We start from the raw sequence: 24,139 nt of genomic DNA, 5'->3' as shown, positions 1-24,139 counted from the left end.
GTCTCTTGCTTATGCGTTTCAGCCCTAACGGGAGCCTACGCTTTTCTTATTTCCCTAGGCAGAATTGTGAGAATAACTGGTCGATTAAGCTGTCACTTGCTGTATCTCCAATTATTTCACCTAGCAACTCCCAGGTTCGAGTAACATCAATTTGTATTATATCAAGTGGCATAGCTATTTCTAAGCTTGCTACTGCATCTTCTAAAGCCTGTTTTGCCTGTTTTAAAAGCTGAATGTGTCTAACGTTAGACACATAAGTTAAATCCCCGCTATCAATTTCACCCGTAAAGAAGGTTTGAGCAATTGCCTTTTCTAATTCATCAATTCCTTTTTCTTCTACTAAGGATGTAGTAAGAATAGGCTTTCCCTCAGAGAGTGTTCTAACACTATCGATATCCAATTTCGCAGGCAAATCTGTTTTATTAATAATTACTATATATTCTAAGCCCGATACTGCTTCAAATAGTTTTTCATCTTCTGTGGTTAGTTCTTCATTGTTATTTAAAACAAATAAGATAAGATCTGATTCTTTCAATACTTTCCTTGAGCGTTCGACACCTATCTTCTCGACGATATCTTCTGTCTCTCTGATTCCAGCAGTATCTACAAGACGTAGAGGTACGCCACGAACATTTACATATTCCTCAATAATGTCGCGTGTAGTTCCAGGAACCTCTGTAACAATTGCTTTGTTTTCCTGAACAAGAGTATTCATTAAAGAAGATTTACCTACATTTGGCCGTCCGATTATAGCTGTCGCAAGTCCTTCACGTAAAATTTTACCTTGTTTAGCTACTTCTAACAATTTTTCAATTTCATCGTGAACTTCTTTTGTCTTAACCCGCATCATTTCATGAGACATTTCTTCAACATCGTCATACTCTGGGTAATCGATGTTAACTTCGACATGTGCCACCGTTTGAAGCAGTTCTTGTCTAAGGCGTTGGATTAAAGCCGACAACCTACCATCCATTTGTTTCAGAGCAACCGACATAGCTTTATCAGTTTTTGCTCTGATTAAATCCATAACACCCTCGGCCTGTGATAAATCTATTCGACCATTAAGAAATGCGCGTTTTGTAAATTCACCTGGCTCTGCTAAACGTGCACCTCTGCTCAGCAAAATTTCCAAAATGCGATTAATGGAAACTAATCCACCATGGCAATTGATTTCCACTACATCTTCTCTTGTGAAGGTTTTTGGAGCTCGCATAACTGTAACCATCACTTCTTCTGCAACCTCATTTGTTTCAGGATCAATTATTTTACCATAATGAATCGTATGCGAATCAACCTGCTCCAAATTTTTCCCTTGAAACAAGTTATTGGCAATAACTATTGCAGATGGTCCACTTAACCTAACAATCGCAATCGCACCTTCACCAATTGGTGTTGAAATTGCTGTAATTGTTTCTGTCTCCACGTCTTTCACCTACTTTTACTACATCTATTTATATCTATTACTAGCGTAATTTTGTTTATCGTCACTAACTAAATAGAATATCACATTTTAACCCAAAAATAAACTTATCCACAAAGATAAAAGTTTACCATAAAAAAAGATGTTTATCCACATGTGAATAAACATCTTTTTCTTTTACATTTAATTATCAACAGTCTTAAAGATTCGGTTCCTCATAATAATAATCCACAGGAACTGGTGCCACAGTCGACTTTTCAAGTGCTGGCGTATCTTTTCTAGCTACTTGGAATATTGCTGCCCCAACAATATTTGCTACATCTTTTAATTTTTCTTTACTAACTATGTTCAATTATATCATTTTCTGTATGATACCAGGGTTTCAAAGGTGTATGGTTGAACCCTCTCGCCACTTAACGACCTTGCGGTCTGTTTGAAGTGGGAGATTCCTAAGAACACCAACCTAACAGTCGGTTTTAATTAGGCTAACCCCGTAGGACCTACGGTTAGCAGTCTTATTGCTTCATTCTTAATATTTATACTTGCGTTAAAATCCCTGTCGTGATGTGTACCACAAGATGGGCAATCCCACTCACGTAGTGCGAGATTCTTAACGGCTTTGTTTTGATAGCCACAACAGGAACAGAGTTGGCTAGAAGGGAAATTTTTAGCGACAACTACAACTTGTTTCCCACAACCCTTTGCTTTGTATTCTAGCATTGTTCGAAATTGTGACCAACTTACCTCGCTAATCGCCTTTGCTAACTTATAATTTTTCAATAGATTGGATACTTGCAAATCCTCGATACCAATTATGTCGTGGTTTTTAACAATATTGTATGAGATTTTATGCAAGTAATCTTTTCTTCTATTGGTTATATTTTCGTGAAGTCGTGCAATTTTAATTCGTTGTTTATTCCAGTTGGAAGAACCTTTCTTTCGTCTTGCAAGTGACGCCTGTGCTTTACCCAATTTCTTTTCTACGGCTCGAAAAAATTTTGGATTTGCGTATTTTGTTCCGTTGGAAAGAACGGCAAATTCTTTCAGTCCAACATCGATGCCAACAGACATGTTTGTTTTAGGTAATTCGTGTATTACTGTTTCAACAAGAATGGATACAAAGTATTTACCACTTGGATTACGTCTAATAGTAGCGTTTAAAATGCGACCTTCGACTTCTCGACTTTTAGCAAATTTAACAAGTCCGAGTTTAGGCAGTTTCATTTTGTTACCTACAATTGCAATATTATCGTTCGTGTATTTAGTTGTGTAGGATTGCACCTTGTTGTTTTTAGACTTAAAACGTGGAGTATTCGTTTGTCTTTTGAAGAACCTGGAATAAGAATCGGCAAGGTTTTTAACTGAGGACTGAATAGCGATGCTATCCACTTCTTTTAGCCAATCCAATTCTTTCTTTAGTTGTGGTAATTGAGAAGAACAAATGGTGTAGGTCAAACCTTTTCCCGTTTCCCTATACGTTGCATTCCATTTTGTCAAAAAATGATTGAACACAAAACGAGAACATCCTATGGTTTTATTTATCAAGATAGCTTGATTCTGGTTAGGATAGATTCTGAATTTATAAGCCCTATGGCCAAGCAAAACGGTCACCTCCCTTTCTCTTTTATTATATATGATAACTTAAAAAACGCAAACATTTGTTCGGTAACAATGATAAGTTGAGCTATGAAAAACGCTTTAGACTTTTGGGCTAGTGCTTAATTAGCCGGACAATTGAGATAGCTAAAGCTATCCCTTGTCCGAAGGCGATTCATCTTGCTAACGCCCTTCTCATTCCTTGAGGATGGAGTCTTCTCGCCTGGAATGATAAACACCTTTGTTATTAGAAAAAATGAGAAGATAGATATAGTTAAATCTCTTATCTCCATACATTTGTACTACCTACATCTACCTACAAATCCTTCATAAGTTGTTTTGCCTTTTCCCTCACAGTTGATATAAACTGCTGCGACATAGTGAATACTTTTTTGACGCCCTGCGCTGCGGAAAAATCACTACGCGCACCTTAGGGCTTGCGCTAAGCCTCCTCGATTGCAAAGATCGCTCACTGCGGGGTCTCAACACTTCGCTTTCGAGGCTGCTGAAAAAGCCTCCTATTTTAAGAACTCCAAAAAAAGAAGAAAAAAAGGGGCATTTTTCCAAATACTGAGGGAAAATACTCTACTTTTTATAAATAGGAGGCTATTTTCCTCCTATTTTTCATTTATTAGTTTGATAATTCTTTTCATATTGGTCACGAATATGGTGGCTGCACCTTTGATTTTCATGCCGAATAGACCCGAGGTAATTTATGCTCCTTCACTATTACGATAGTTGATAGGAGCGGAGGACCGTTGACTCCTGCGGGAACAGCACGAGTCTGAAGACCCCGCAGAGTGGTTTTCTCGAGGAGGCTGAGGCCGTGCCCGCGGAAAGCAACGGTCCGTAGCGGAAAACAACTCAGCGCTTACGTCGCAGTTTATAGATTTTGTGTTTGAATACGACAATTTTTTAGAAAACAGAAAAATAAAAAAACCCTGATTCAACAGGGTTTTAAAAAATATAACTATGGCTTTATTACAATATGCCGATGTGGTTCGACACCATCAGAATACGTAGAGATGTTCTTTTCACCTTGTAAAGCGCTATGAATGATTTTGCGTTCATATGCTGGCATAGGTTCAAGGGCAACTTTTTTATTTAATCGTTTAGCTTTATCAGCCATTTTTAATGCTAATGACTCAAGTGTTTGCTTACGGCGACCTCGATAACCTTCAGCATCAACGGTCACTGTGTAAAATTGCTTACCATCCTTATTCAACACCAAATGCACCAGATATTGCAGTGCATTTAATGTCTGACCACGTTTACCAATCAATAAAGCAATTCTTTCTCCACTTAACTCAAATGTTACATGGTTTCCGACAACAGTAGTGGTAGTTTCAACCTCTACACCCATGTTTTGCGTTAAATCCCTAATATACTTTTCTGTTTGTTGAACTTGGTCTTTACCAAAACTTACCTTGACAATTGACCTCTTTGAGCCAAATAAGCCAAAAATCCCTTTTTTCCCTTCGTCGATAACCGTAATATCGACTTGGTCCTTCGTTGTGTTTAACTGCTCTAACGCTGATTGGACCGCTTCTTCGACAGTTTGACCAGTAGCAGTTATTTCTCTCACTTTTTGTCTCCTCCAGTACTAGCATCTTCCTTATCTTTCATCATTGGCTTACGAATAAAAACAGTTTGTGCAACCATGAAGATATTACCTACAACCCAATATAGGGCAAGTGCTGCTGGGAAGAACATTGCAAAGACAGTGATCATAATCGGCATTACATACAACATCACCATCATTTGCGGATTCTGACCTGCTGGACTACCGGCCATCATTAACTTCTGTTGTAAAAATGTAGCTGCACCTGCAACGATAGGAAGAATAAAATAAGGATCTGATTCCCCTAGTTCGAACCATAAAAAACTATGTGTTTGTATTTCAGCATTTCGCATAATTGCATGATAAATCGCAATCAACACAGGCATTTGTACAAAAATTGGTAAACAACCTGCAAGTGGATTTACGCCATGTTTCTGGAATAACGCCATTGTTTCTTTTTGCAGTTTCTGTTGAGTATTAGCATCCTTGGAGCTATATTTCTTTTGAAGTTCCTTTAGCTCTGGTTGCACATCCTGCATTGCCCTTGAGCTTTTCAATTGCTTTACGTTTAACGGTAAAAGCACGAATCGAACAATAATTGTTACAATAACGATTCCTAAACCATAACTTCCACCAAAAAGTTCAGCAAAGTATTCAATTAACCACGACATTGGGAAAACAAAATATTGATCCCAAATTCCTTCACTTTCTGATGTAATAGGTTTATCAATATTCATACATCCGGAAAGTAATACGACTAACCCTAGCATGCTTACTAGTAAAAAAAACTTTTTTGACACTAGATTTCCTCCTTACGTAACGACAACTATGTATTACTTGTTATTAACGATTTTATCATAAACCAACAAATTGGGAATATTATTTTTTCAAGATTTTTTCTCTCGATAGCAGATGAGTTAAACTCTTTTTAAATTGATCATAAGTCATTTCTTTTGTAGGCTGTCTAGCAATTATCACAATATCAGTTGATTTTGAGATATATTCATCCAAATCCTGAAATGCGTGACGTAAATGACGCTTAATTCGATTTCGTGTAACAGCGTTTCCAATTTTTTTTCCTACAGATATACCAACTCGAAAGTGGGTTTGTCCAACCTTATCCATATAATAGAGAACCAATTGGCGGTTGGCAAAAGACTTTCCCTTTTTAAAAACATCCTGAAATTCTTCATTATCCTTTATACGATATGCCTTTTTCATTTAATCACCTTTACTGATCCAATTAACCTCTATCTATATATAATAAGCAGTGACCCCTATAGCTCCTCCATTACAAGAAGGAACAGGAATCACTGCTTCTCTTCTATTAGAAAAACTGCCAAATGATTAAGCACCTGTTTTTCTTATACTTTCTTAATAAGTGGAAAAAAGACCACTGACATTCAGCGGTCTATGCAGATAATACCTTTCTTCCTTTTAGACGACGGCGTGCTAGAACTTTACGTCCGTTCTTAGTGCTCATACGCGCGCGAAATCCGTGTACCTTTTTATGCTTACGGTTATTTGGCTGATACGTTCTTTTCATTTATCTTACACCTCCCTGAGGAATTAAAAATTAAAACTTAACATATCCAGTAGACAGTCTAAATAATTATACGTAAAACATGTACCATCTGTCAACATCCCTATAAAAAATAGTTACCCACAGGCAATTGTTTATCTTTTTTTTATCACTTTTTTTATCCACACCACATATCGACAGGATAATCACAAAATATAGTGGTGTGGATAAATCTTGTCTACAAGGGGTGGTTTTTGTGGATAACTGTCGAAAAACCGTTGCATTAACCTCTTTTTTTTGGTATTATATTTGTGCTTTACGATGTGGAAAATTGTAAGTCATAAAAAAGATATCCACATTGTGTTAATAACCTGTGGATACTTGTTCACACGTCTGTTTATCAACTTATCAACAACTATGTGGAAAAGGTACATAACGTTACTAAAACACTTATGTAAAAGAATTTATTATCCACATGCTTAAAAAATTTGTTATACTAGCTTTCACTGATTACTAAAGCTAGTTTTTATTAGAAAACTTGGCTTATCGCCAAGCACTAATGGCGAAAGCCTTAGTTACACTTATGCAGTAAGAAAGGATTTATACTTTCTTACCTGCTAAAGAAATTGCCTTTCCATCTTTCTGGACCGTTTATTCATCGAAAGATTGAGAGAGGCTTTTTCTATCATATTTTTTACCGAAAGGAGTGAACCCAACTTGGAAAACATTGAAGAATTATGGGCTGCTGCGCTTGAAAAAGTTGAAGAAAAAGTTAGCAAGCCTAGTTTTGATACATGGTTGAAAAATACAAAGGCAGAAAAACTTCAGGATGATACATTAATCGTTTCTGCTCCAAATGAATTTGCACGAGATTGGTTGGAAGGTCGATATACTACATTAATCTCAGAAATATTAGTTGAAATTACAGGCGCTTCATTAAAAACCAAATTTATCATTCCGGAAACAAATATCGAACCAGACTCTGTTAATTCCACGCCCAGGTCTATTCCAACTATTTCAAATAACCAGGATCCAGATGCGCCAAAAACCGCATTAAACGCTAACTATACATTTGATACTTTTGTAATCGGATCCGGAAATCGTTTCGCACATGCTGCTTCACTCGCGGTAGCCGAGGCACCAGCAAAAGCTTATAATCCTCTATTTATTTATGGAGGTGTAGGACTTGGTAAAACGCATCTGATGCATGCAATTGGACATTACGTTCGAGATCATAACCCTGATGCACGAGTAGTCTATCTTTCATCTGAAAAATTTACGAATGAATTTATTAATGCCATCATGGATAATAAAACAATAAATTTCCGTAATAAATATCGTAATGTAGATGTCCTACTAATAGATGATATTCAATTCATTGCTGGAAAAGAATCAACACAGGAAGAATTTTTTCATACGTTTAATACATTACATGAAGAAAATAAACAAATTATCATCTCAAGCGACCGACCACCAAAGGAAATTCCAACACTGGAAGACCGACTTCGTTCTCGGTTTGAATGGGGCTTGATTACAGATATAACACCCCCTGATTTAGAAACACGTAGTGCAATTTTAAGTAAAAAGGCAAAGGCTGAGGGCTTGGACATTCCTAACGAAGTAATGATGTATATAGCTAATCAGGTTGATACAAATGTTCGTGAACTCGAAGGTGCTCTGATACGAGTTGTAGCTTATTCATCATTGGTTAATCGAGATATAGATGCTTCACTTGCAGCTGATGCATTAAAGGATATTATTCCAAATCGGAAGCCAAAGGTTGTTACCATTAAGAAAATTCAGCAGGTTGTTGGGGAGAAATACAATATAAAACAAGACGACTTTATTGCGAAGAAACGAACTAAATCTATTGCATTTCCTAGACAAATAGCGATGTATCTATCAAGAGAGATGACAGATTTTTCATTACCTAAAATAGGTGAAGAATTTGGTGGCCGTGACCATACTACTGTTATCCATGCTCACGACAAAATATCTCGCATGCTTGAAAATGATACTGTTATTAATCAGGATATAGAAGAAATCAAAGAACAATTGAAAAATTTATAAGTTACTAACATGTGAATAGTGTGCATAAAGGGACCATGTTTATCAACATATTGTCCACAGGGGTCCAATCTTAGTAATTACCGGGAAAATCCAGTTATCCACATAATCACAGGCCCTATTACTATTACTACTATTTTTTTAATACAAAATATATATATAAAGAACTTCCATTAGGAGGATTTAAATGAAATTTACTATTCAACGTGAAAAACTAATCGCAAGTGTTCAGGATGTAATGAAAGCTATATCTTCTCGTACGGCAATTCCAATCTTAACCGGTATGAAAATCGAGGCAACAACAAGTGGAATAACTCTTACTGGTAGTGACTCAGACATTTCCATCCAATCCTTTATTCCTGCTGAAGAGGAAGGAATCGTTAATGTTGAAGCAATTGAAACTGGTAGTATTGTTTTGCAGGCACGTTATTTTCCAGATATCGTTCGTAAACTTCCAGAAAAAACAGTAGAAATTACAGCGGATGAAAACCTAAAGGTTACAATCAGATCTGGTAAAGCAGAGTTTAATTTAAATGGACAGGATGCTGAGGAATATCCACAACTTCCAAAACTCCAAACAGATGAAAGCTTTGAAATACCAACTGATTTATTGAAAAGCCTAATAAAACAAACAGTATTTGCTGTTTCTACAATGGAAACACGACCAATACTAACCGGTGTTAAACTGAATTTTACAGATGAACAACTAAGTTTTACCGCAACTGACAGCCATCGACTTGCTTCACGTGAAATACCTATTAAGCAATCACCATTTAAATTCCCTAGTGTTGTAGTACCGGGAAAAAGTTTGAATGAACTTAATAAAATTTTATCTGACACGGAAGATCCAGTAGAAATTAGCGTAACCAATAATCAAATACTGTTCCGAACCAAACATGTTTACTTTCTTTCAAGATTACTAGATGGAAATTACCCAGAAACATCAAGGTTAATACCAGAAGAAAGTAAAACAGTAATTCATGCAAAAACAAAGGACTTATTAAATACAATTGATCGTGCATCACTGTTGGCTAAGGAAGATCGTAACAACGTTGTTAGGTTAGCAACAAAAGATAGTAAATTAATTGAGATTACCAGCAATTCTCCAGAAGTAGGAAGAGTCGTAGAGGAAATGACTGTTCAATCAATTGAGGGAGAAGATTTAAAAATATCTTTTAGTTCAAAATATATGATGGATGCTTTAAAAGCGATTGAGAATGATGAAGTAAAGATTGAATTTACAGGTGCAATGCGACCTTTTATTATTCGTCCAGAAAATAACGATCCAATTTTACAATTGATTTTGCCAGTCCGCACATACTAAAAAAATGACAAATCGGTGATAAACAGCCTCCTTTATTGAAAAACGAGGCTGTTTATTTTCGTTATTTTACAAAATTTAATAGTTTTTAAGCGTTTTTAAACAATTTTAGCCTAGTTCCTTCCCTTAACACCAAAACTTTAGTAAAATAGATTGAAGGCATATGTATTTGATTATTTGAAGGTATATAAAGTTGATTAATGCTTATGATTGTTAGAAAAACAAAGCATCATCAAAATTTATATATCCAGCCTTAAGGATAATCATTATGTGAATTCTAAAAAAAAGAGACTGGTGAAAAAAATGCATGAAAAAATAGAAATCACGACGGAGTATATTACCTTGGGACAGTTTTTAAAGCTCGCAAACATTCTGGAATCAGGTGGAATAATAAAAGCTTTTCTACAGGATAAAGGAGTCATTGTTAACGGTGAAGTAGAAAAACGCAGAGGCAGAAAGCTTTATGTAAATGATGTGGTAGAGGTTGAACAAGCAGGTTCGTTTGAGGTAGTAAAAAACGATTAATATTGGTAAAAAAATGAGGAATTGTCATGCATATTGAAAAACTACAATTAAGGAATTACCGTAACTATGATGTGTTAGATCTTTCATTTGATGACAAAGTAAATGTGATAATTGGTGAAAATGCTCAGGGAAAGACAAATCTGATGGAGGCTATTTACGTTTTAGCTTTTACAAAATCACACCGCACTCCGCGAGAGAAAGAGCTTATTCAATGGGATAAAGAATATGCTAAAATTGAAGGTACCATAACGAAAAGAAACCGATCTTTCCCTCTCGAAATAATTATGTCCACAAAAGGAAAAAAAGCGAAATTAAATCATCTGGAACAAAAGCGGTTAAGTGACTATATAGGAGCCTTAAATGTGGTAATGTTTGCCCCGGAAGATTTAACTTTAGTAAAGGGTCCTCCACAAATTAGGAGGAGATTTATTGATATGGAGCTAGGCCAAATCCAGCCTCGCTATATTTATCATCTTGGACAATATCAAAAAGTGCTTAAACAACGTAACCATTTACTAAAACAGATGCAGCGGAATCAAAAAAAAGATCCAGCTTTACTTCATGTCTTGACTGAACAACTAGTTGAACATGCGACAACGCTACTGGAAAGAAGGTTTGCCTTCCTCGAATTATTACGCAAGTGGGCTAGCCCAATTCATCATGAAATCAGTCGTAAACTTGAGAATCTCGAAATTCATTATCAAGCTACAATTGAAGTATCAGAAGGTGCAAATAAGGCGACAATAGAAACTAACTACTTAACTAAATTTGAAGAAATAGAAGCAAAAGAAATTGAAAGAGGAACAACGTTAATTGGTCCACATCGTGATGATTTACTTTTTAAGGTGAATGAAAAGGATGTACAGACTTATGGTTCACAAGGACAGCAGCGTACAACTGCTCTTTCTATGAAGCTTGCTGAGATAGAGTTAATCTATAACGAGGTTGGCGAGTACCCAATACTATTACTAGATGATGTATTAAGTGAATTAGATGATTATAGACAGTCACATCTCCTTAATACGATTCAGGGTAAAGTTCAAACATTTGTTTCTACTACGAGTGTAAATGGGATCAATCATGAGACACTGAGAAAAGCAGAGCTATTTAGAGTGACAAATGGACAGATTGATACATAAAGGTGGTTCAGTTAATGTTTATTCATATTGGAAATGATAATGTGATTCGATCAAAGGATGTAATTTCTATTATTGATCGTAATATTATTTCTTCTTCCTCGATCATGGAAGAGATGATTGAGCGGGCAACGAAAGAGAAGTCCATAGTTGCACCGACTGAAGAGGCTAAATCTGTAGTAATCACCAATGATTTAATTTATTTCAGCTCTCTTTCCGTAGCAACACTTAAAAAAAGAGCAAGTATGATTTCTACAATAAGTAAACTGGATAACTTTTCAGATGAAATAGAATAGAAAAGCGGAGGCGACTGTCCTCTAGAAATGTAGGTGAAAAGATGTCAACAGAAAATAATATTAAAAATGAAGATGCATATGGTGCTGATCAAATTCAGGTGCTTGAAGGACTAGAAGCTGTACGGAAAAGGCCAGGTATGTATATAGGTTCTACCAGTGAAAAAGGTTTACATCACCTTGTTTGGGAGATTGTGGACAATAGTATTGATGAAGCACTGGCAGGTCACTGTGATCAAATTCAAATCATTATAGAAAAAGATAATAGTATTACAGTTAAGGATAATGGGCGTGGTATTCCGGTTGGAATTCAAAAGAAAACTGGTCGCCCAGCAGTAGAAGTTATTATGACTGTTCTCCATGCAGGCGGTAAATTTGGTGGTGGTGGTTATAAGGTTTCGGGTGGATTGCACGGAGTAGGGGCATCTGTTGTAAATGCTCTATCAAGTAATCTTGAAGTTTATGTTCACTTAGATGGCAATGTTCACTTTTTAGGTTTTGAAAGAGGCGTTCCACAAGAAGAAATAAAAATTATTGGTGATACAGATATAACCGGAACAATTGTCCATTTTAAACCAGACACTCAAATATTCACAGAAACTATTGAGTATGATTTCGAAACGCTTGCTCTACGCGTACGTGAATTAGCCTTTTTAAATAAAGGCCTTAGTATTTCACTTGAAGACAAAAGAAACGATAGTGAACCAGTTAATTATTATTACGAAGGCGGGATTAGCTCGTATGTTGAGTATATTAACCGTACACGCGAGGTTCTTCACGAGCCGTTCTATATAGAGGCTGAAGATCAAGGTATAACAATTGAAGTCGCAATTCAATATAATGATGGCTTTGCTAGTAACATTTACTCGTTTGCAAACAATATCCATACACATGAGGGTGGAACACATGAGTCAGGGTTTAAAACAGGGTTAACACGTGTTATCAATGATTATGCTAGAAAAAATGGCTTGTTCAAAGAAAATGACCCTAACCTTACTGGAGACGATGTACGAGAAGGAATGGCAGCAATTATCTCTATCAAACATCCTGATCCGCAGTTTGAAGGCCAGACGAAAACAAAACTTGGAAGCAGTGAAGTTCGTACTGTTACAGACTCAATGTTTAGTGAATCATTTTCAAAGTTTTTGTTTGAAAACCCATCAGTTGCAAAAATTGTAGTTGAAAAGGGACTAATGGCCTCTAGAGCTCGTGCAGCTGCAAAGAAGGCACGTGAATTAACAAGACGCAAAAGCGCACTTGAGATATCAAATCTGCCTGGTAAACTTGCAGATTGTTCATCAAAAGATGCCAAAATAAGTGAGCTATATATCGTAGAGGGTGACTCTGCGGGTGGATCAGCTAAACAGGGAAGAGACCGGCATTTCCAGGCAATTCTTCCGTTACGTGGTAAAATTTTAAATGTAGAAAAGGCAAGGCTTGATAAAATACTATCAAATAATGAAGTTAGAGCAATGATTACAGCACTTGGGACAAGTATTGCTGAAGATTTTGATATAACAAAAGCGCGTTACCATAAGGTAATTATTATGACTGATGCGGATGTTGATGGTGCTCACATTCGTACACTATTATTAACGTTTCTCTACCGTTACATGCGTCCTCTTTTAGAAAAAGGTTATATTTATATTGCCCAGCCGCCACTGTATAAAATACAGCAAGGTAAGGCCGCTTACTATGCATACAATGACAAAGAAAAAGAGCGCATTCTTTCAGAGATATCAAATAGTCCGAAACCAGGTATTCAACGCTATAAAGGACTTGGAGAAATGGATGCTACCCAGCTTTGGGAAACAACTATGGATCCGGAAACACGAACTTTATTGCAGGTTGATTTATCCGATGCAATTGAAGCTGATCAAGTCTTTGATATGTTAATGGGAGATAAAGTAGAACCAAGACGAAATTTTATTGAAGACAATGCGCAATACGTACAAAACTTAGATGTGTAAACATATTGGATAATGATTTTATTGTTAGTCACAGTTTTTAGTGTGATGAGGAGGTAGCAGGATGGCAGATCAAGAGCGATCAAATGTTCAAGAAATAAATATTAGTCAGGAAATGCGTACATCATTTCTTGACTATGCAATGAGTGTAATTGTCTCCCGGGCATTACCCGACGTACGGGATGGCTTAAAGCCTGTACATCGTAGAATATTATATGCGATGAACGATTTGGGAATGCATTCAGACAAAGCACACAAAAAATCGGCACGTATTGTTGGTGAAGTAATTGGTAAGTATCATCCACATGGTGATTCGGCAGTTTATGAAACAATGGTGCGTATGGCTCAAGACTTTAGCTACCGCTATATGTTAGTGGATGGACATGGTAACTTCGGTTCTGTCGATGGTGATTCTGCAGCAGCTATGCGTTATACAGAGGCACGTATGTCAAAAATTTCGATGGAGCTTGTACGTGATATAAACAAAGATACGATTGATTATCGAGACAACTATGATGGTTCAGAACGCGAACCTGTTGTGTTTCCGTCGCGTTTTCCTAACTTAATTGTGAACGGAACGTCAGGAATAGCAGTGGGAATGGCTACTAATATCCCGCCACATAATTTAGGGGAAACCATCGACGCTGTCCTTGCAATCAGTCGTGATCCAGAAATAACCATTGATGATTTAATGGAAAATCATATATATGGACCAGACTTTCCTACTCATGGTCAAATTCTTGGACGTAGTGGGATAAGAAAAGCGTTTGAGACAGGTAAAGGCTCTGTTACCATTCGTGCAAAAGTACATATTGAGGAACAGAAAAACGGCAAGACTACAATCATTGTTAATGAACTTCCCTACCAGGTAAATAAGGCAAAACTGATTGAGAAAATTGCTGATTTAGTTAGAGACAAGCGAATTGATGGCATTACGGATTTACGTGATGAATCAGATCGTAATGGTCTTCGAGTTGTGATGGAATTACGTCGAGATGTAAACGCAAATGTATTATTAAATAATTTATACAAGCAAACATCATTACAAACGACTTTTGGTATTAATATGCTGGCACTGGTAAATGGTCATCCTAAGGTATTAAATATCAAACAATGTCTGGTACATTACCTCGATCATCAAAAGGTAATTATCAAAAGACGTACTGCTTTTGAATTGAGAAAAGCAGAAGCGCGTGCACACATTCTTGAAGGATTGAGAATTGCTTTAGATCACCTTGATGAGGTCATAGCTTTAATTCGTAAATCAAACAATGGTGATATTGCACGAGATGCTTTAATGGAGCGCTTTGGCCTTTCAGAAAAACAGGCTCAAGCTATACTCGATATGCGTTTGCAACGATTAACTGGTTTAGAAAGAGAAAAAATTGAAAATGAATACAATGAGCTTGTTAAATTAATAGATGAGTTGAAAGCAATATTGGCTAATGAAGAAAAAGTATTAGAAATTATTCGCGAAGAATTAACGGAAATCAGAGAACGTTTTAGTGACCCACGAAGAACGGAAATAATGGTTGGTGGAATGGATTTCATAGAAGATGAAGATCTAATTCCAGAAGAGAATATTGTAATTACACTTACCCATCAAGGCTATATCAAGCGTCTTCCTGCATCGACTTACCGTACACAAAAACGTAACGGTCGAGGCATACAGGGAATGGGTACGAATGATGAAGACTTTGTTGAAGAACTGGTTTCTACATCTACACACGATACCGTATTGTTTTTCACTAATAAAGGAAAAGTCTATCGTGCAAAAGGATATGAAATCCCAGAATTCAGTAGAACTGCAAAAGGTATTCCTGTAATTAATTTACTGCAAATTGAGAAAGGTGAATCGATTAATGCAGTTATAACAGTTAGTGAGTTTACTGAGGATTCTTACCTGTTCTTTACTACACAAAAAGGTGTTTCCAAGCGAACCACCCTGTCACAGTTTGCAAACATTAGAAAAGGTGGCTTAATTGCAGTCAATATACGCGAAGATGATGAACTTATCTCCGTTCGATTAACGGATGGAACGAAGGACATTATGATTGCGACACAAAATGGCTATTTGATTCGATTCCCTGAGGAACAAATTCGTTCAATGGGCCGTACTGCAGCAGGTGTACGTGGTATATCCCTAAGGGGTGATGATAAGGTCGTATCGATGGAAATTTTAGAAGAAGGCCTTCAAATCTTACATGTTACCAACAAAGGTGTTGGAAAACGGACACCTGAAGACCAGTATCGAATTACTAAACGTGGTGGTAAAGGTATATTCACCTGTAAGTTAAACGAGGATACTGGGCATGTTGTAGCAGTTAAAGCTGTTACAGGGGAAGAAGACATTATGTTAATTACGGTTGCAGGTATCTTAATCCGAATCCCAGTCACTGGCATTTCACAAACAGGACGTAATACACGTGGTGTTGGCTTGATTCGTTTGCAGGAAGAGGAAGAGGTTGCAACAGTAGCAAAGGTTGATCCAGTAGAAGAGGAAGATATTATCGAAGTAGATGGTGATGATGTTTCATCTGAAGTTGTAGAGGAATTGCCAACGACTGAAGAAGTTAATAATCAAGAAGAAGATACACCAAACCATGATCAAGAAGATGACAATACTAACGAAGAGTAACTAATAAATCATGAAGAAGACGACTCAAACAGGGATTTATAAAGAAATTTATCTCTCTTTGAGTTGTCTTTTTTCACTATAAAAAGGCACTAGTTTTGGTATCATTTATGGTGCAATTAAAATTTTCTAATAAACAACTGCTTACCTGGAGAATGGGCTGGACTTACTAGAATATGTAGGATAATAAAAGTACTTACGATTTCCATTAGTTTTCTTTTAGAAGTAAAGAAAATATAAATACTTTCATTCTGCAAAATTGTACCTAAGGCTTTACGATAAGCCGAGTTTTCTAAAGGGGGGAATAGCATGCGAGTGGAACCATCGCAATTAGTTCCAGGCTGTATGTTGTTAAAAGATGTAAAAGGAAAGTCAAATCGAGCTATCATTCCTAAAAACACCATTCTTACAGATGAGCACATTATGGTGTTAGAAAAGTTTTTAGTTAGCTATGTGGATGTAGGTTCTAAGCTTTCAGACGGAAATGAGTTCAAACCCAAAGTGATCCAAAAGGAGAAAGAGCCTGAAAAACAAATAGAGCTATCAGGTAATGTGAAAAAACTTCCATTTCATGAACACTATCAGTATGTCGTACAAAACTATAAGAAGTTATTTAAATCCTGGCAAAATAGTATACAGATTGATATGCCAGAAGTTCGTAAGTTGGTAATCCCTTTGTTTGAACGGATTGACCAGGGTGAAGTTGATGTTTTTAATTTACATTTATATAATATAAAAAAAGACTATATGTATCATCATAGTGTTGCTGTAAGTATACTGTCTGCATTTTTAGGAAAGAAGATGGGTTATTCAAGTGGTGACTTTGTACAAATAGGTTTAGCTGGTTTTTTGAGTGATTGTGGTATGGCAAAGGTTTCACCTATCATTTTGAACAAAACAGTGGATTTGTCTGAGAATGAATTAATTGAAATGAAAAATCACCCTACATACTCTTATCGTATGGTTCAGCATATCCCAACAATTACCCAAGTCGTTAAATTAGCTATCCTGCAACATCATGAACGATTGGATGGAAGCGGATATCCATTAGGTGTTCAAAAAGATAAAATACACGCTTATGCTAAGATTGTAGCAGTAAGTGATATGTATCATGCTATGACATGTGAAAGATTGTACCAAGCAAAGAAATCACCGTTTCAGGCAATTGAAGAACTATCACGTTTTAAATACACTCATTATGACTATGAAGTAGTGGAATTGTTCATGAAGAACATAGCGAATTTTACTGTAGGGACGAAAGTGAGACTATCAAACGGAAAGACGGGACAAATTGTATTTATTGAAAATAATTTTCCGACCCGCCCGATGGTACAGGTTAATAATTCAAATGAAATAGTAACTCTAAAAAACAATAGCGCAATTTCTATTGATGAAATAGTATAAAGTGGAATAAAGACCTTCTGGATTACCAGAAGGTCTTTATTTTTCTTTTAAATAAGTTTAGTTGCTCAGTAGACGTTGCAGTTGATGAAAAAATCGACTTCACTAAAGATCATGTTCGATGCCCTACAATCGCTGTGGAAAAATCACTTCGCTTTCCGCGAGCTTGCGCTGAGCCTCCTCAATCGCAAAGACCGCTCACTGCGGGGTCTCAACACTTCGCTTTCCCGCAGGAGTCTTCGTGTTTTCCCTCCGCTAACACGATGTTTCAACAGTACTGTATGGCTCACTGACTATTACGATAGTGACTTACGCTGCGGACCGTTGACTCCTGCGGGAACAGCACGAGTCTGAAGACCCCAGAGAGTGGTTAAATAATGAGGGCCGACTAAGACCGTCCTTTGCGGACAACATCGGCATACCCCTTGTCGGGGCAAGGGGGCTGAGGCCGTGCCCGCGGAAAGCAACGGTCCGCAGTGGAAAACAACTCAGCGCATACTTCGCAGCGTATAGCTTTTGTATCAAAAACAACAATTTTTAAAACAGCCTTTTCCAAATCAATTGATTAATTCGTTCTATTTTTTAACCATTCACCGAGCAGTATTTCTATTTTATCAGCTGCAATTGTTAAGTAATGAACAATTATTGAATAATCTATTCCATACTTTGTCGCATTGAGTTCACCCCAATACTCTGTCTCGTATCGACTTATCATACTTAAATTATAAAGCAATAAGTAATGTATTAAAATCTCCGGTAGAGTAATAAAGTACTGTCTATCGAAAGGAAAATAAATTTCCTGTTTTTCCTGATGAAAGTAAAAAGGGCCATTTAAAGTTTTAATTGGCTTTTCTAGCTTCACGAGTAGTTGTTTTTTTGTGCTTTCCACCTTTTTGATTTCAGGCAAACACGGGCGAATACGTTGTATAAATGCACGCTCCGTTAAGTTATAATTATCAATTATTGAAATTGGAAAACATAGTGAGGTTGAATTGATCCTACCTACAGAAATACTTTTATCTTCATTCCGATAAGCCAAAAAGTCGTTCATTTCAGGTACTAGTTTTAGTAAATAATCCATTTTAAATTTGTTCAGTGAAGTCGTTTTTGTTGAAAATAGATGCGTACATGCATATGTGAATAATCCATTTTGTTGTATTTTTACTTCATCCTGTATAAAAGTATAATCCTTCTTCTTCCTTTTTCTTGCTGAGACACCATGTGCGAGAATAGAGGTAGACTCTGGATAGTTAGGACGATTTGTCAGTATACAAGCTTTTAAAATATGTACCATACCGTAGAAATATAAAAGTGGTTTGAGTCGAGTGTCGCCTTTGCGGCCTTCCGTTAGAAACAATTGTCCCTGATCAAGGTAATACATGAATGTTCCACTGTTTTCGTAGCTTTTTGCTTCGACATCTAATCCATCAATAGTTCGATAACAATTCGCTAAAAAATATTGACTAGATTGGAGGTTTTGCAGGGAGGTATAAAAGCTTGGTATATCCTGTCTTCTCATACAATTCCTCCTGTTTAAATTAATTATTTGTTTAGTGTTTCCCAAAGTTTAGAAAGTAAGCGTAAAAATGAAGGCACTGGCTATCAAACTGAAATACATGAAATTAAAATATTTTGAATGCATTATCTTTTTTAACTTTTTACTATCTAGTTGAAAAAGCTTTCCTAATACAGTATTGTTAGAAACAATATAATTTTCTATCTATATTGACTGAAGGAAATTCATGGTAAGCCAAATAACAATAGTAGGAGGATTAAAATGCGCGAGGATAAATTTGTTAAAGAAGGATTAACCTTTGATGATGTATTACTTTTACCTGCAAAGTCGGACATACTTCCAAAGGACGTTGAAGTTAAGACAATACTGTCGGATAATTTAAAGCTCAACGCACCGTTCATTAGTGCAGGAATGGACACGGTAACTGAAGCGGAAATGGCAATTGCTATGGCTCGCCAAGGTGGGTTTGGTGTTATTCACAAGAACATGTCGATTGAAGATCAAGCAGAACAGGTTGATCGTGTAAAACGTTCTGAGAGTGGCGTAATTACTAATCCCTTCTTTCTAACACCTGAACATCAAGTTTTTGATGCTGAGCATTTGATGGGTAAATTTCGAATTTCTGGTGTTCCAATTGTTAATAACCCAGAGGATCAAAAGTTAGTGGGTATTTTAACGAATCGTGATTTGCGCTTTATTCAGGATTATTCTATTTTAATTCATGAGGTTATGACAAGTGAGAACCTTGTTACAGCTCCGGTTGGTACAACGCTGGGCGAAGCTGAGAAAATTCTTCAGCAATATAAGATTGAAAAATTACCGCTCGTTGATAAAGCAGGTGTCTTAAAAGGTTTAATTACAATTAAAGACATTGAAAAGGTAATTGAGTTTCCAAACGCTGCTAAGGATAATCAAGGCCGATTAGTTGTGGGGGCAGCCGTTGGTGTGACAATTGATGCAATGAAGAGGATTGAACACCTTGTTGCAAGTGGCGTTGATGTAGTCGTAATTGATACAGCACACGGTCATTCCAAAGGTGTTTTGGAACAAGTGAAGCGTGTGAGACAAGCATATCCAAAGTTGGACATTATTGCAGGGAATGTCGCAACTGCTACAGCGACTAAAGAATTAATTGAAGCTGGTGTAACCATTATAAAAGTAGGAATTGGTCCAGGATCTATCTGTACGACTAGGGTAGTAGCGGGTGTGGGTGTTCCACAAATAACCGCTGTAAATGATTGTGCCCTGGCCGCCTCAGAATATGGTGTTCCGGTTATTGCAGATGGCGGGATAAAGTATTCCGGAGACGTTGTAAAAGCATTAGCAGCGGGGGCACATGCAGTGATGCTTGGTAGCATGTTTGCTGGTGTGTTAGAAAGTCCGGGAGAAACTGAAATTTTCCAAGGCAGACAATATAAAGTCTACCGTGGAATGGGATCTGTTGGAGCAATGAAAGCTGGATCTAAGGACCGTTATTTTCAGGAATCTTCAGAAGCAAAAAAACTCGTTCCAGAAGGTATAGAAGGTCGAGTTGCCTACAAAGGACCGCTTGCAGATACTGTTCACCAATTAATCGGGGGACTGCGCGCAGGAATGGGTTATTGTGGGACAGCCACTATCACCTCTTTACGTAATGATTCTCAGTTTATTAAAATAACTAATGCTGGATTACGTGAAAGTCACCCACATGATGTACAGATTACAAAGGAAGCACCGAATTATTCGGTATAATAGTAAAATACATTAGGTTTACAAGTTACTATAAAAAGTAGATAGGGATTATTACCTGTCTATTTTTTTGTAGTTTTCTATGGTAAACTATCAAAGATGTATATTAAAAATATGCAAAAAAATATAGATTTTAACATAGATAATAGCCTTGCAATAAACTCGGTGTTAAAGTCTGATTTTACTATGGTGGAGGTAGAGAAAGTGAAACACAATCTAAAGAGAAATTTGTCACTATTGCTACTAGCATTTCTAATGGTGACAACGGTATTCATACAACCTTTGGCAACACAGGCAGCAGAAACACTTGAACTTGAGGCACAATCAGCAATATTAGTAGATGCAGAAACAGGTAAGGTATTATTTGCTAAAGAAGCTGATACGGCACTACCACCAGCTAGTATGACAAAAATGATGACTGAATACTTAGTATGGGAAGCAATCGAAAGTGGTCAAATCAGCTGGGATACAACCACAAAGATTAGTGACTATGCATTTGATGTATCTGCAAATCCATTACTATCAGGTATTGGGCTACGTCAGAATAAGGAATACACAGTAAAAGAATTATATGATGCAATGGCCATTATTTCTGATAATGGAACTACAATTGCACTAGCAGAACTTATTTCGGGTTCTGAAGGTGAATTTGTTAAACTAATGAACAAAACAGCGAAGGAAATGGGATTGCCAGACTATAAATTTGTAAATTCTACAGGGCTGCCTAATTCATTATTAGGTGAAAACGTTCCAGAGGGTACAAAGGCTGATGAAAATAATTTATTGTCTGCTAGGTCCGCAGCATTACTTGCATATAACCTTGTTAAGGACCATCCACAGGTTTTAGAGGTATCCAGTCAAACAGAGTTAGAATTTGAAGGGTACACAGTCGAGAATCTAAACTGGATGCTGCCACATACAGCAACTTTTTTAAAGCAATTTAATTATAAAGGTGTTGATGGCCTCAAGACCGGTCATACGGAATTAGCTGGGTATTGTTTTACTGCGACCGGAGAACGCAATGGTCGACGTTTCATCACAGTTGTGATGAAAGCAGACAGTAAAGCTGAACGCTTTAACCAAACAGCTAAACTTTTAGACTATGGATTTTCAAATTTTGAAACTAAAAAACTATTTGAAAAAGGCTATCAAATAAAAGATAAGAAAAAATTAGCTGTAGCTAAAGGTAAGGAAGAAACGGTCCAAATTGCAACCGACAAAGCGATTAAGTTGCCAGTGCAGAATGGGCAAGAAGAAAAGTATACGATTAAGTATGAACTTGATAAGGATAAGCTAAACAAAAATGGTGAACTAACTGCTCCAATTAAAAAGGGTGAAAAAATTGGTGTTGCAAAGTTAATTTTTGAAGGCGAAAACGACTATGGGTATATTCATAATGCAGAAAAGAATCAAACAGTTAACGTTGTTGCACTAGATTCAGTTGAGAAAGATAACTTGTTCATGTTAATTCTAGGATCAATTGGCGATTTTTTTGGCAATTTATTTTCTTCAATCGTTGATACTGTAAAAGGCTGGTTTTAAGTAGTATAATTATCTTGGCTAAAAGATTTAAGATTACAGGAGGAATAACGAATGACAAATACAGGTACAGATCGTGTAAAACGTGGAATGGCAGAAATGCAAAAAGGCGGCGTAATCATGGATGTTGTGAACGCTGAGCAAGCAAAAATCGCAGAAGAGGCTGGGGCAGTTGCTGTAATGGCATTAGAACGTGTTCCTTCAGATATCCGTGCAGCAGGAGGAGTAGCTCGTATGGCTGGGCCTGAAATTACAGAAGATGTAATGAATGCAGTATCGATTCCTGTTATGGCAAAAGCACGTATTGGTCATATCGTTGAAGCACGTGTATTAGAAGCAATGGGTGTCGATTATATTGACGAAAGTGAAGTATTGACGCCAGCTGATGATGTTTTTCATTTAAATAAATCAGAATACACTGTTCCTTTTGTTTGTGGATGTCGTAACCTTGGAGAAGCTGCACGTCGCATTGGTGAAGGTGCTTCCATGCTACGTACAAAAGGTGAACCTGGAACAGGAAATATTGTAGAGGCAGTTCGTCATATGCGCCAAATACAATCAGAGATCCGCCAGCTTTCTGCAATGTCTAAGGATGAAGTAATGACATTTGCTAAAAACATTGGTGCTCCATATGAGCTATTATTACAAATTCGTGAAGAAGGTCGCTTGCCGGTCGTGAACTTTGCTGCAGGTGGAATTGCAACACCAGCTGATGCTGCATTAATGATGCAGCTGGGAGCTGATGGCGTGTTTGTTGGTTCTGGTATTTTTAAATCGGATAACCCAGCTAAATTTGCAAAAGCTATTGTTGAAGCTACAACACACTATACTGATTACAAGCTGATTGCTGAGCTTTCAAAAGGTCTAGGTACTGCTATGAAAGGTATCGAAATGAGCACAATCTCTGGATCTGACCGTATGCAAGATCGCAGCGAATAGAAAGAAGGATAAGGCATGACAACAATAGGTGTACTTGCACTTCAAGGTGCAGTTCGCGAACATATTCGTTCGATTGAAGAATCTGGTGCAAAAGCGGTAGAGATAAAACGTACAGAGCAACTTAATGACATAGATGGATTAATATTCCCTGGTGGCGAGAGTACAACGATGCGTCGCTTAATTAACAGCTATGGTTTTTTCGAGGCTCTTAAAGAATTTGGTGGAAAAGGCAAGCCTATTTTCGGTACTTGTGCAGGACTGATTCTAATGGCCACTGAAATAGAGGGCCAGGAAACTGGTCATTTAGGTTTGATGAATATGAAGGTTGCACGTAATGCCTTTGGTCGTCAGGTTGCAAGCTTTGAACAAGAACTTGTGATTAAGCATGTGGCTGAAGATTTTAATGCAGTGTTTATTCGTGCACCATACATCTTAGAAGCTGGACCGGAAGTTGAAGTTCTGGCAACCTATCAGGATCGAATGGTTGCTGCAAAACAAGGTCATTATTTGTGTACTGCTTTTCATCCGGAGTTAACCGACGATAATCGTTTTGTTGAGTATTTTGTCAAGATGGTTGAAGAATCATTAAAAACACTTGCTTCTTAACAAAAAATTATGTATGCTATATCATAATAATTTAAACAGTATTGCAAGGAAATAGTAACAGGTAAGCTTTCTAAAGAGAGTCGATGGTTGGTGTGAATCGATGCTGGTTGCCTACGAATCCATCCTGAAACTGGTTTACTGAAATCTTTAAGTAGGTAAACCCGGTTTAACACCGTTAACATTTATGAGCCGGAAGAATTTTTATTTCTTCAATCAGGGTGGTATCGCGGGTAAAAACTCTCGTCCCTATTTTTATTAGGGACGGGAGTTTTTTGTATTATTTTACTTATCTAAATGATTGTTTGTTTTTGACACAAAATCTATAAACTGCGACGTATGCGCTATTCTCGGATAACGGAAGATTCCC

The 24,139-nt window shown here is 37.0% G+C and carries 20 protein-coding genes and 1 other annotated feature; of the genes, 12 read left to right on the top strand and 8 right to left on the bottom strand.

The annotated features are described in order from the left end of the window. Positions 1 to 46: 46 nt before the first annotated feature. From mnmE to rpmH, 7 genes are all read right to left on the bottom strand, one after another. Positions 47 to 1,423 (bottom strand): tRNA uridine-5-carboxymethylaminomethyl(34) synthesis GTPase MnmE, encoded by a 1,377-nt coding sequence (mnmE, locus tag ACOI1D_RS06915; protein WP_422500328.1) that lies wholly within the window; start codon positions 1,421 to 1,423, stop codon positions 47 to 49. 196 nt (positions 1,424 to 1,619) lie between these two features. Next, positions 1,620 to 1,772, bottom strand: a complete 153-nt coding sequence (locus tag ACOI1D_RS06910) for a hypothetical protein (protein WP_422500326.1) — start codon at positions 1,770 to 1,772, stop codon at positions 1,620 to 1,622. A gap of 128 nt (positions 1,773 to 1,900) precedes the next feature. Next, entirely contained in the window at positions 1,901 to 3,022 is a 1,122-nt protein-coding gene (gene tnpB / locus ACOI1D_RS06905) for an IS200/IS605 family element RNA-guided endonuclease TnpB (protein ID WP_422500325.1), read from the bottom strand. A gap of 964 nt (positions 3,023 to 3,986) precedes the next feature. Further along, positions 3,987 to 4,601, bottom strand: coding sequence for an RNA-binding cell elongation regulator Jag/EloR (gene jag / locus ACOI1D_RS06900; protein ID WP_422500324.1), 615 nt, complete (start codon positions 4,599 to 4,601; stop codon positions 3,987 to 3,989). Beyond that, a complete protein-coding gene (gene spoIIIJ / locus ACOI1D_RS06895) occupies positions 4,598 to 5,377 on the bottom strand; it encodes a YidC family membrane integrase SpoIIIJ (protein ID WP_422500323.1) in 780 nt (259 codons plus the stop codon). Before spoIIIJ ends, jag begins: the two co-directional genes overlap by 4 nt. A 79-nt stretch (positions 5,378 to 5,456) precedes the next feature. Further along, positions 5,457 to 5,798, bottom strand: a complete 342-nt coding sequence (rnpA, locus tag ACOI1D_RS06890; RefSeq protein WP_422500322.1) for a ribonuclease P protein component — start codon at positions 5,796 to 5,798, stop codon at positions 5,457 to 5,459. Positions 5,799 to 5,988: 190 nt separating this feature from the next. Next, positions 5,989 to 6,123 carry a 50S ribosomal protein L34 gene (rpmH, locus tag ACOI1D_RS06885; RefSeq protein ID WP_089061024.1) on the bottom strand — a complete coding sequence of 45 codons (135 nt, stop codon included), beginning with the start codon at positions 6,121 to 6,123 and terminating at the stop codon, positions 5,989 to 5,991. A 693-nt stretch (positions 6,124 to 6,816) separates the two neighbouring features. Here rpmH and dnaA point away from each other — a divergent pair. From dnaA to ACOI1D_RS06845, 8 genes are all read left to right on the top strand, one after another. Further along, the gene (gene dnaA, locus ACOI1D_RS06880; RefSeq protein WP_422500320.1) at positions 6,817 to 8,169 is read left to right on the top strand and encodes a chromosomal replication initiator protein DnaA; all 1,353 of its coding nucleotides are present in this window, start codon (positions 6,817 to 6,819) and stop codon (positions 8,167 to 8,169) included. A 184-nt stretch (positions 8,170 to 8,353) separates the two neighbouring features. Continuing rightward, positions 8,354 to 9,490 carry a DNA polymerase III subunit beta gene (gene dnaN, locus ACOI1D_RS06875; RefSeq protein ID WP_422500319.1) on the top strand — a complete coding sequence of 379 codons (1,137 nt, stop codon included), beginning with the start codon at positions 8,354 to 8,356 and terminating at the stop codon, positions 9,488 to 9,490. A gap of 300 nt (positions 9,491 to 9,790) precedes the next feature. Further along, the gene (gene yaaA, locus ACOI1D_RS06870) at positions 9,791 to 10,012 is read left to right on the top strand and encodes a S4 domain-containing protein YaaA (protein ID WP_422500396.1); all 222 of its coding nucleotides are present in this window, start codon (positions 9,791 to 9,793) and stop codon (positions 10,010 to 10,012) included. Between the two features lie 26 nt (positions 10,013 to 10,038). Next, the gene (recF, locus tag ACOI1D_RS06865; protein WP_422500318.1) at positions 10,039 to 11,151 is read left to right on the top strand and encodes a DNA replication/repair protein RecF; all 1,113 of its coding nucleotides are present in this window, start codon (positions 10,039 to 10,041) and stop codon (positions 11,149 to 11,151) included. 14 nt (positions 11,152 to 11,165) lie between these two features. Next, positions 11,166 to 11,444, top strand: coding sequence for an extracellular matrix regulator RemB (remB, locus tag ACOI1D_RS06860; RefSeq protein WP_422500317.1), 279 nt, complete (start codon positions 11,166 to 11,168; stop codon positions 11,442 to 11,444). Between the two features lie 41 nt (positions 11,445 to 11,485). Continuing rightward, entirely contained in the window at positions 11,486 to 13,411 is a 1,926-nt protein-coding gene (gyrB, locus tag ACOI1D_RS06855) for a DNA topoisomerase (ATP-hydrolyzing) subunit B (RefSeq protein WP_422500315.1), read from the top strand. Positions 13,412 to 13,472: 61 nt separating this feature from the next. Further along, positions 13,473 to 16,046, top strand: a complete 2,574-nt coding sequence (gyrA, locus tag ACOI1D_RS06850) for a DNA gyrase subunit A (RefSeq protein WP_422500314.1) — start codon at positions 13,473 to 13,475, stop codon at positions 16,044 to 16,046. 306 nt (positions 16,047 to 16,352) lie between these two features. Then, positions 16,353 to 17,447, top strand: coding sequence for an HD domain-containing phosphohydrolase (locus ACOI1D_RS06845; RefSeq protein ID WP_422500312.1), 1,095 nt, complete (start codon positions 16,353 to 16,355; stop codon positions 17,445 to 17,447). A gap of 562 nt (positions 17,448 to 18,009) precedes the next feature. On the opposite strand, the gene ACOI1D_RS06840 is transcribed toward ACOI1D_RS06845, so the two are convergent. Then, positions 18,010 to 18,963 (bottom strand): YaaC family protein, encoded by a 954-nt coding sequence (locus ACOI1D_RS06840; RefSeq protein ID WP_422500311.1) that lies wholly within the window; start codon positions 18,961 to 18,963, stop codon positions 18,010 to 18,012. A gap of 258 nt (positions 18,964 to 19,221) precedes the next feature. On the opposite strand from ACOI1D_RS06840, the gene guaB reads away from it, so the two are divergent. The 4 genes from guaB to pdxT all read left to right on the top strand — a co-directional run bounded on the left by guaB (position 19,222) and on the right by pdxT (position 23,772). Continuing rightward, positions 19,222 to 20,691, top strand: a complete 1,470-nt coding sequence (gene guaB, locus ACOI1D_RS06835) for an IMP dehydrogenase (protein WP_422500309.1) — start codon at positions 19,222 to 19,224, stop codon at positions 20,689 to 20,691. A gap of 201 nt (positions 20,692 to 20,892) precedes the next feature. Further along, positions 20,893 to 22,230: a serine hydrolase gene (locus ACOI1D_RS06830; protein ID WP_422500307.1), complete on the top strand. Its 1,338-nt coding sequence runs from the start codon at positions 20,893 to 20,895 to the stop codon at positions 22,228 to 22,230. A gap of 51 nt (positions 22,231 to 22,281) precedes the next feature. Further along, a complete protein-coding gene (gene pdxS, locus ACOI1D_RS06825) occupies positions 22,282 to 23,166 on the top strand; it encodes a pyridoxal 5'-phosphate synthase lyase subunit PdxS (protein ID WP_422500306.1) in 885 nt (294 codons plus the stop codon). A gap of 15 nt (positions 23,167 to 23,181) precedes the next feature. Continuing rightward, positions 23,182 to 23,772 carry a pyridoxal 5'-phosphate synthase glutaminase subunit PdxT gene (pdxT, locus tag ACOI1D_RS06820; RefSeq protein WP_422500304.1) on the top strand — a complete coding sequence of 197 codons (591 nt, stop codon included), beginning with the start codon at positions 23,182 to 23,184 and terminating at the stop codon, positions 23,770 to 23,772. A 32-nt stretch (positions 23,773 to 23,804) separates the two neighbouring features. After that, positions 23,805 to 24,023: a binding site (T-box leader), on the top strand. The last annotated feature ends 116 nt before the right edge of the window (positions 24,024 to 24,139 follow it).

It is taken from the genome of Virgibacillus sp. DJP39, from assembly GCF_049310925.1.
Taxonomy (GTDB): domain Bacteria; phylum Bacillota; class Bacilli; order Bacillales; family Amphibacillaceae; genus Virgibacillus_F.
This window is presented reverse-complemented; position numbering and strand designations above follow the sequence as displayed.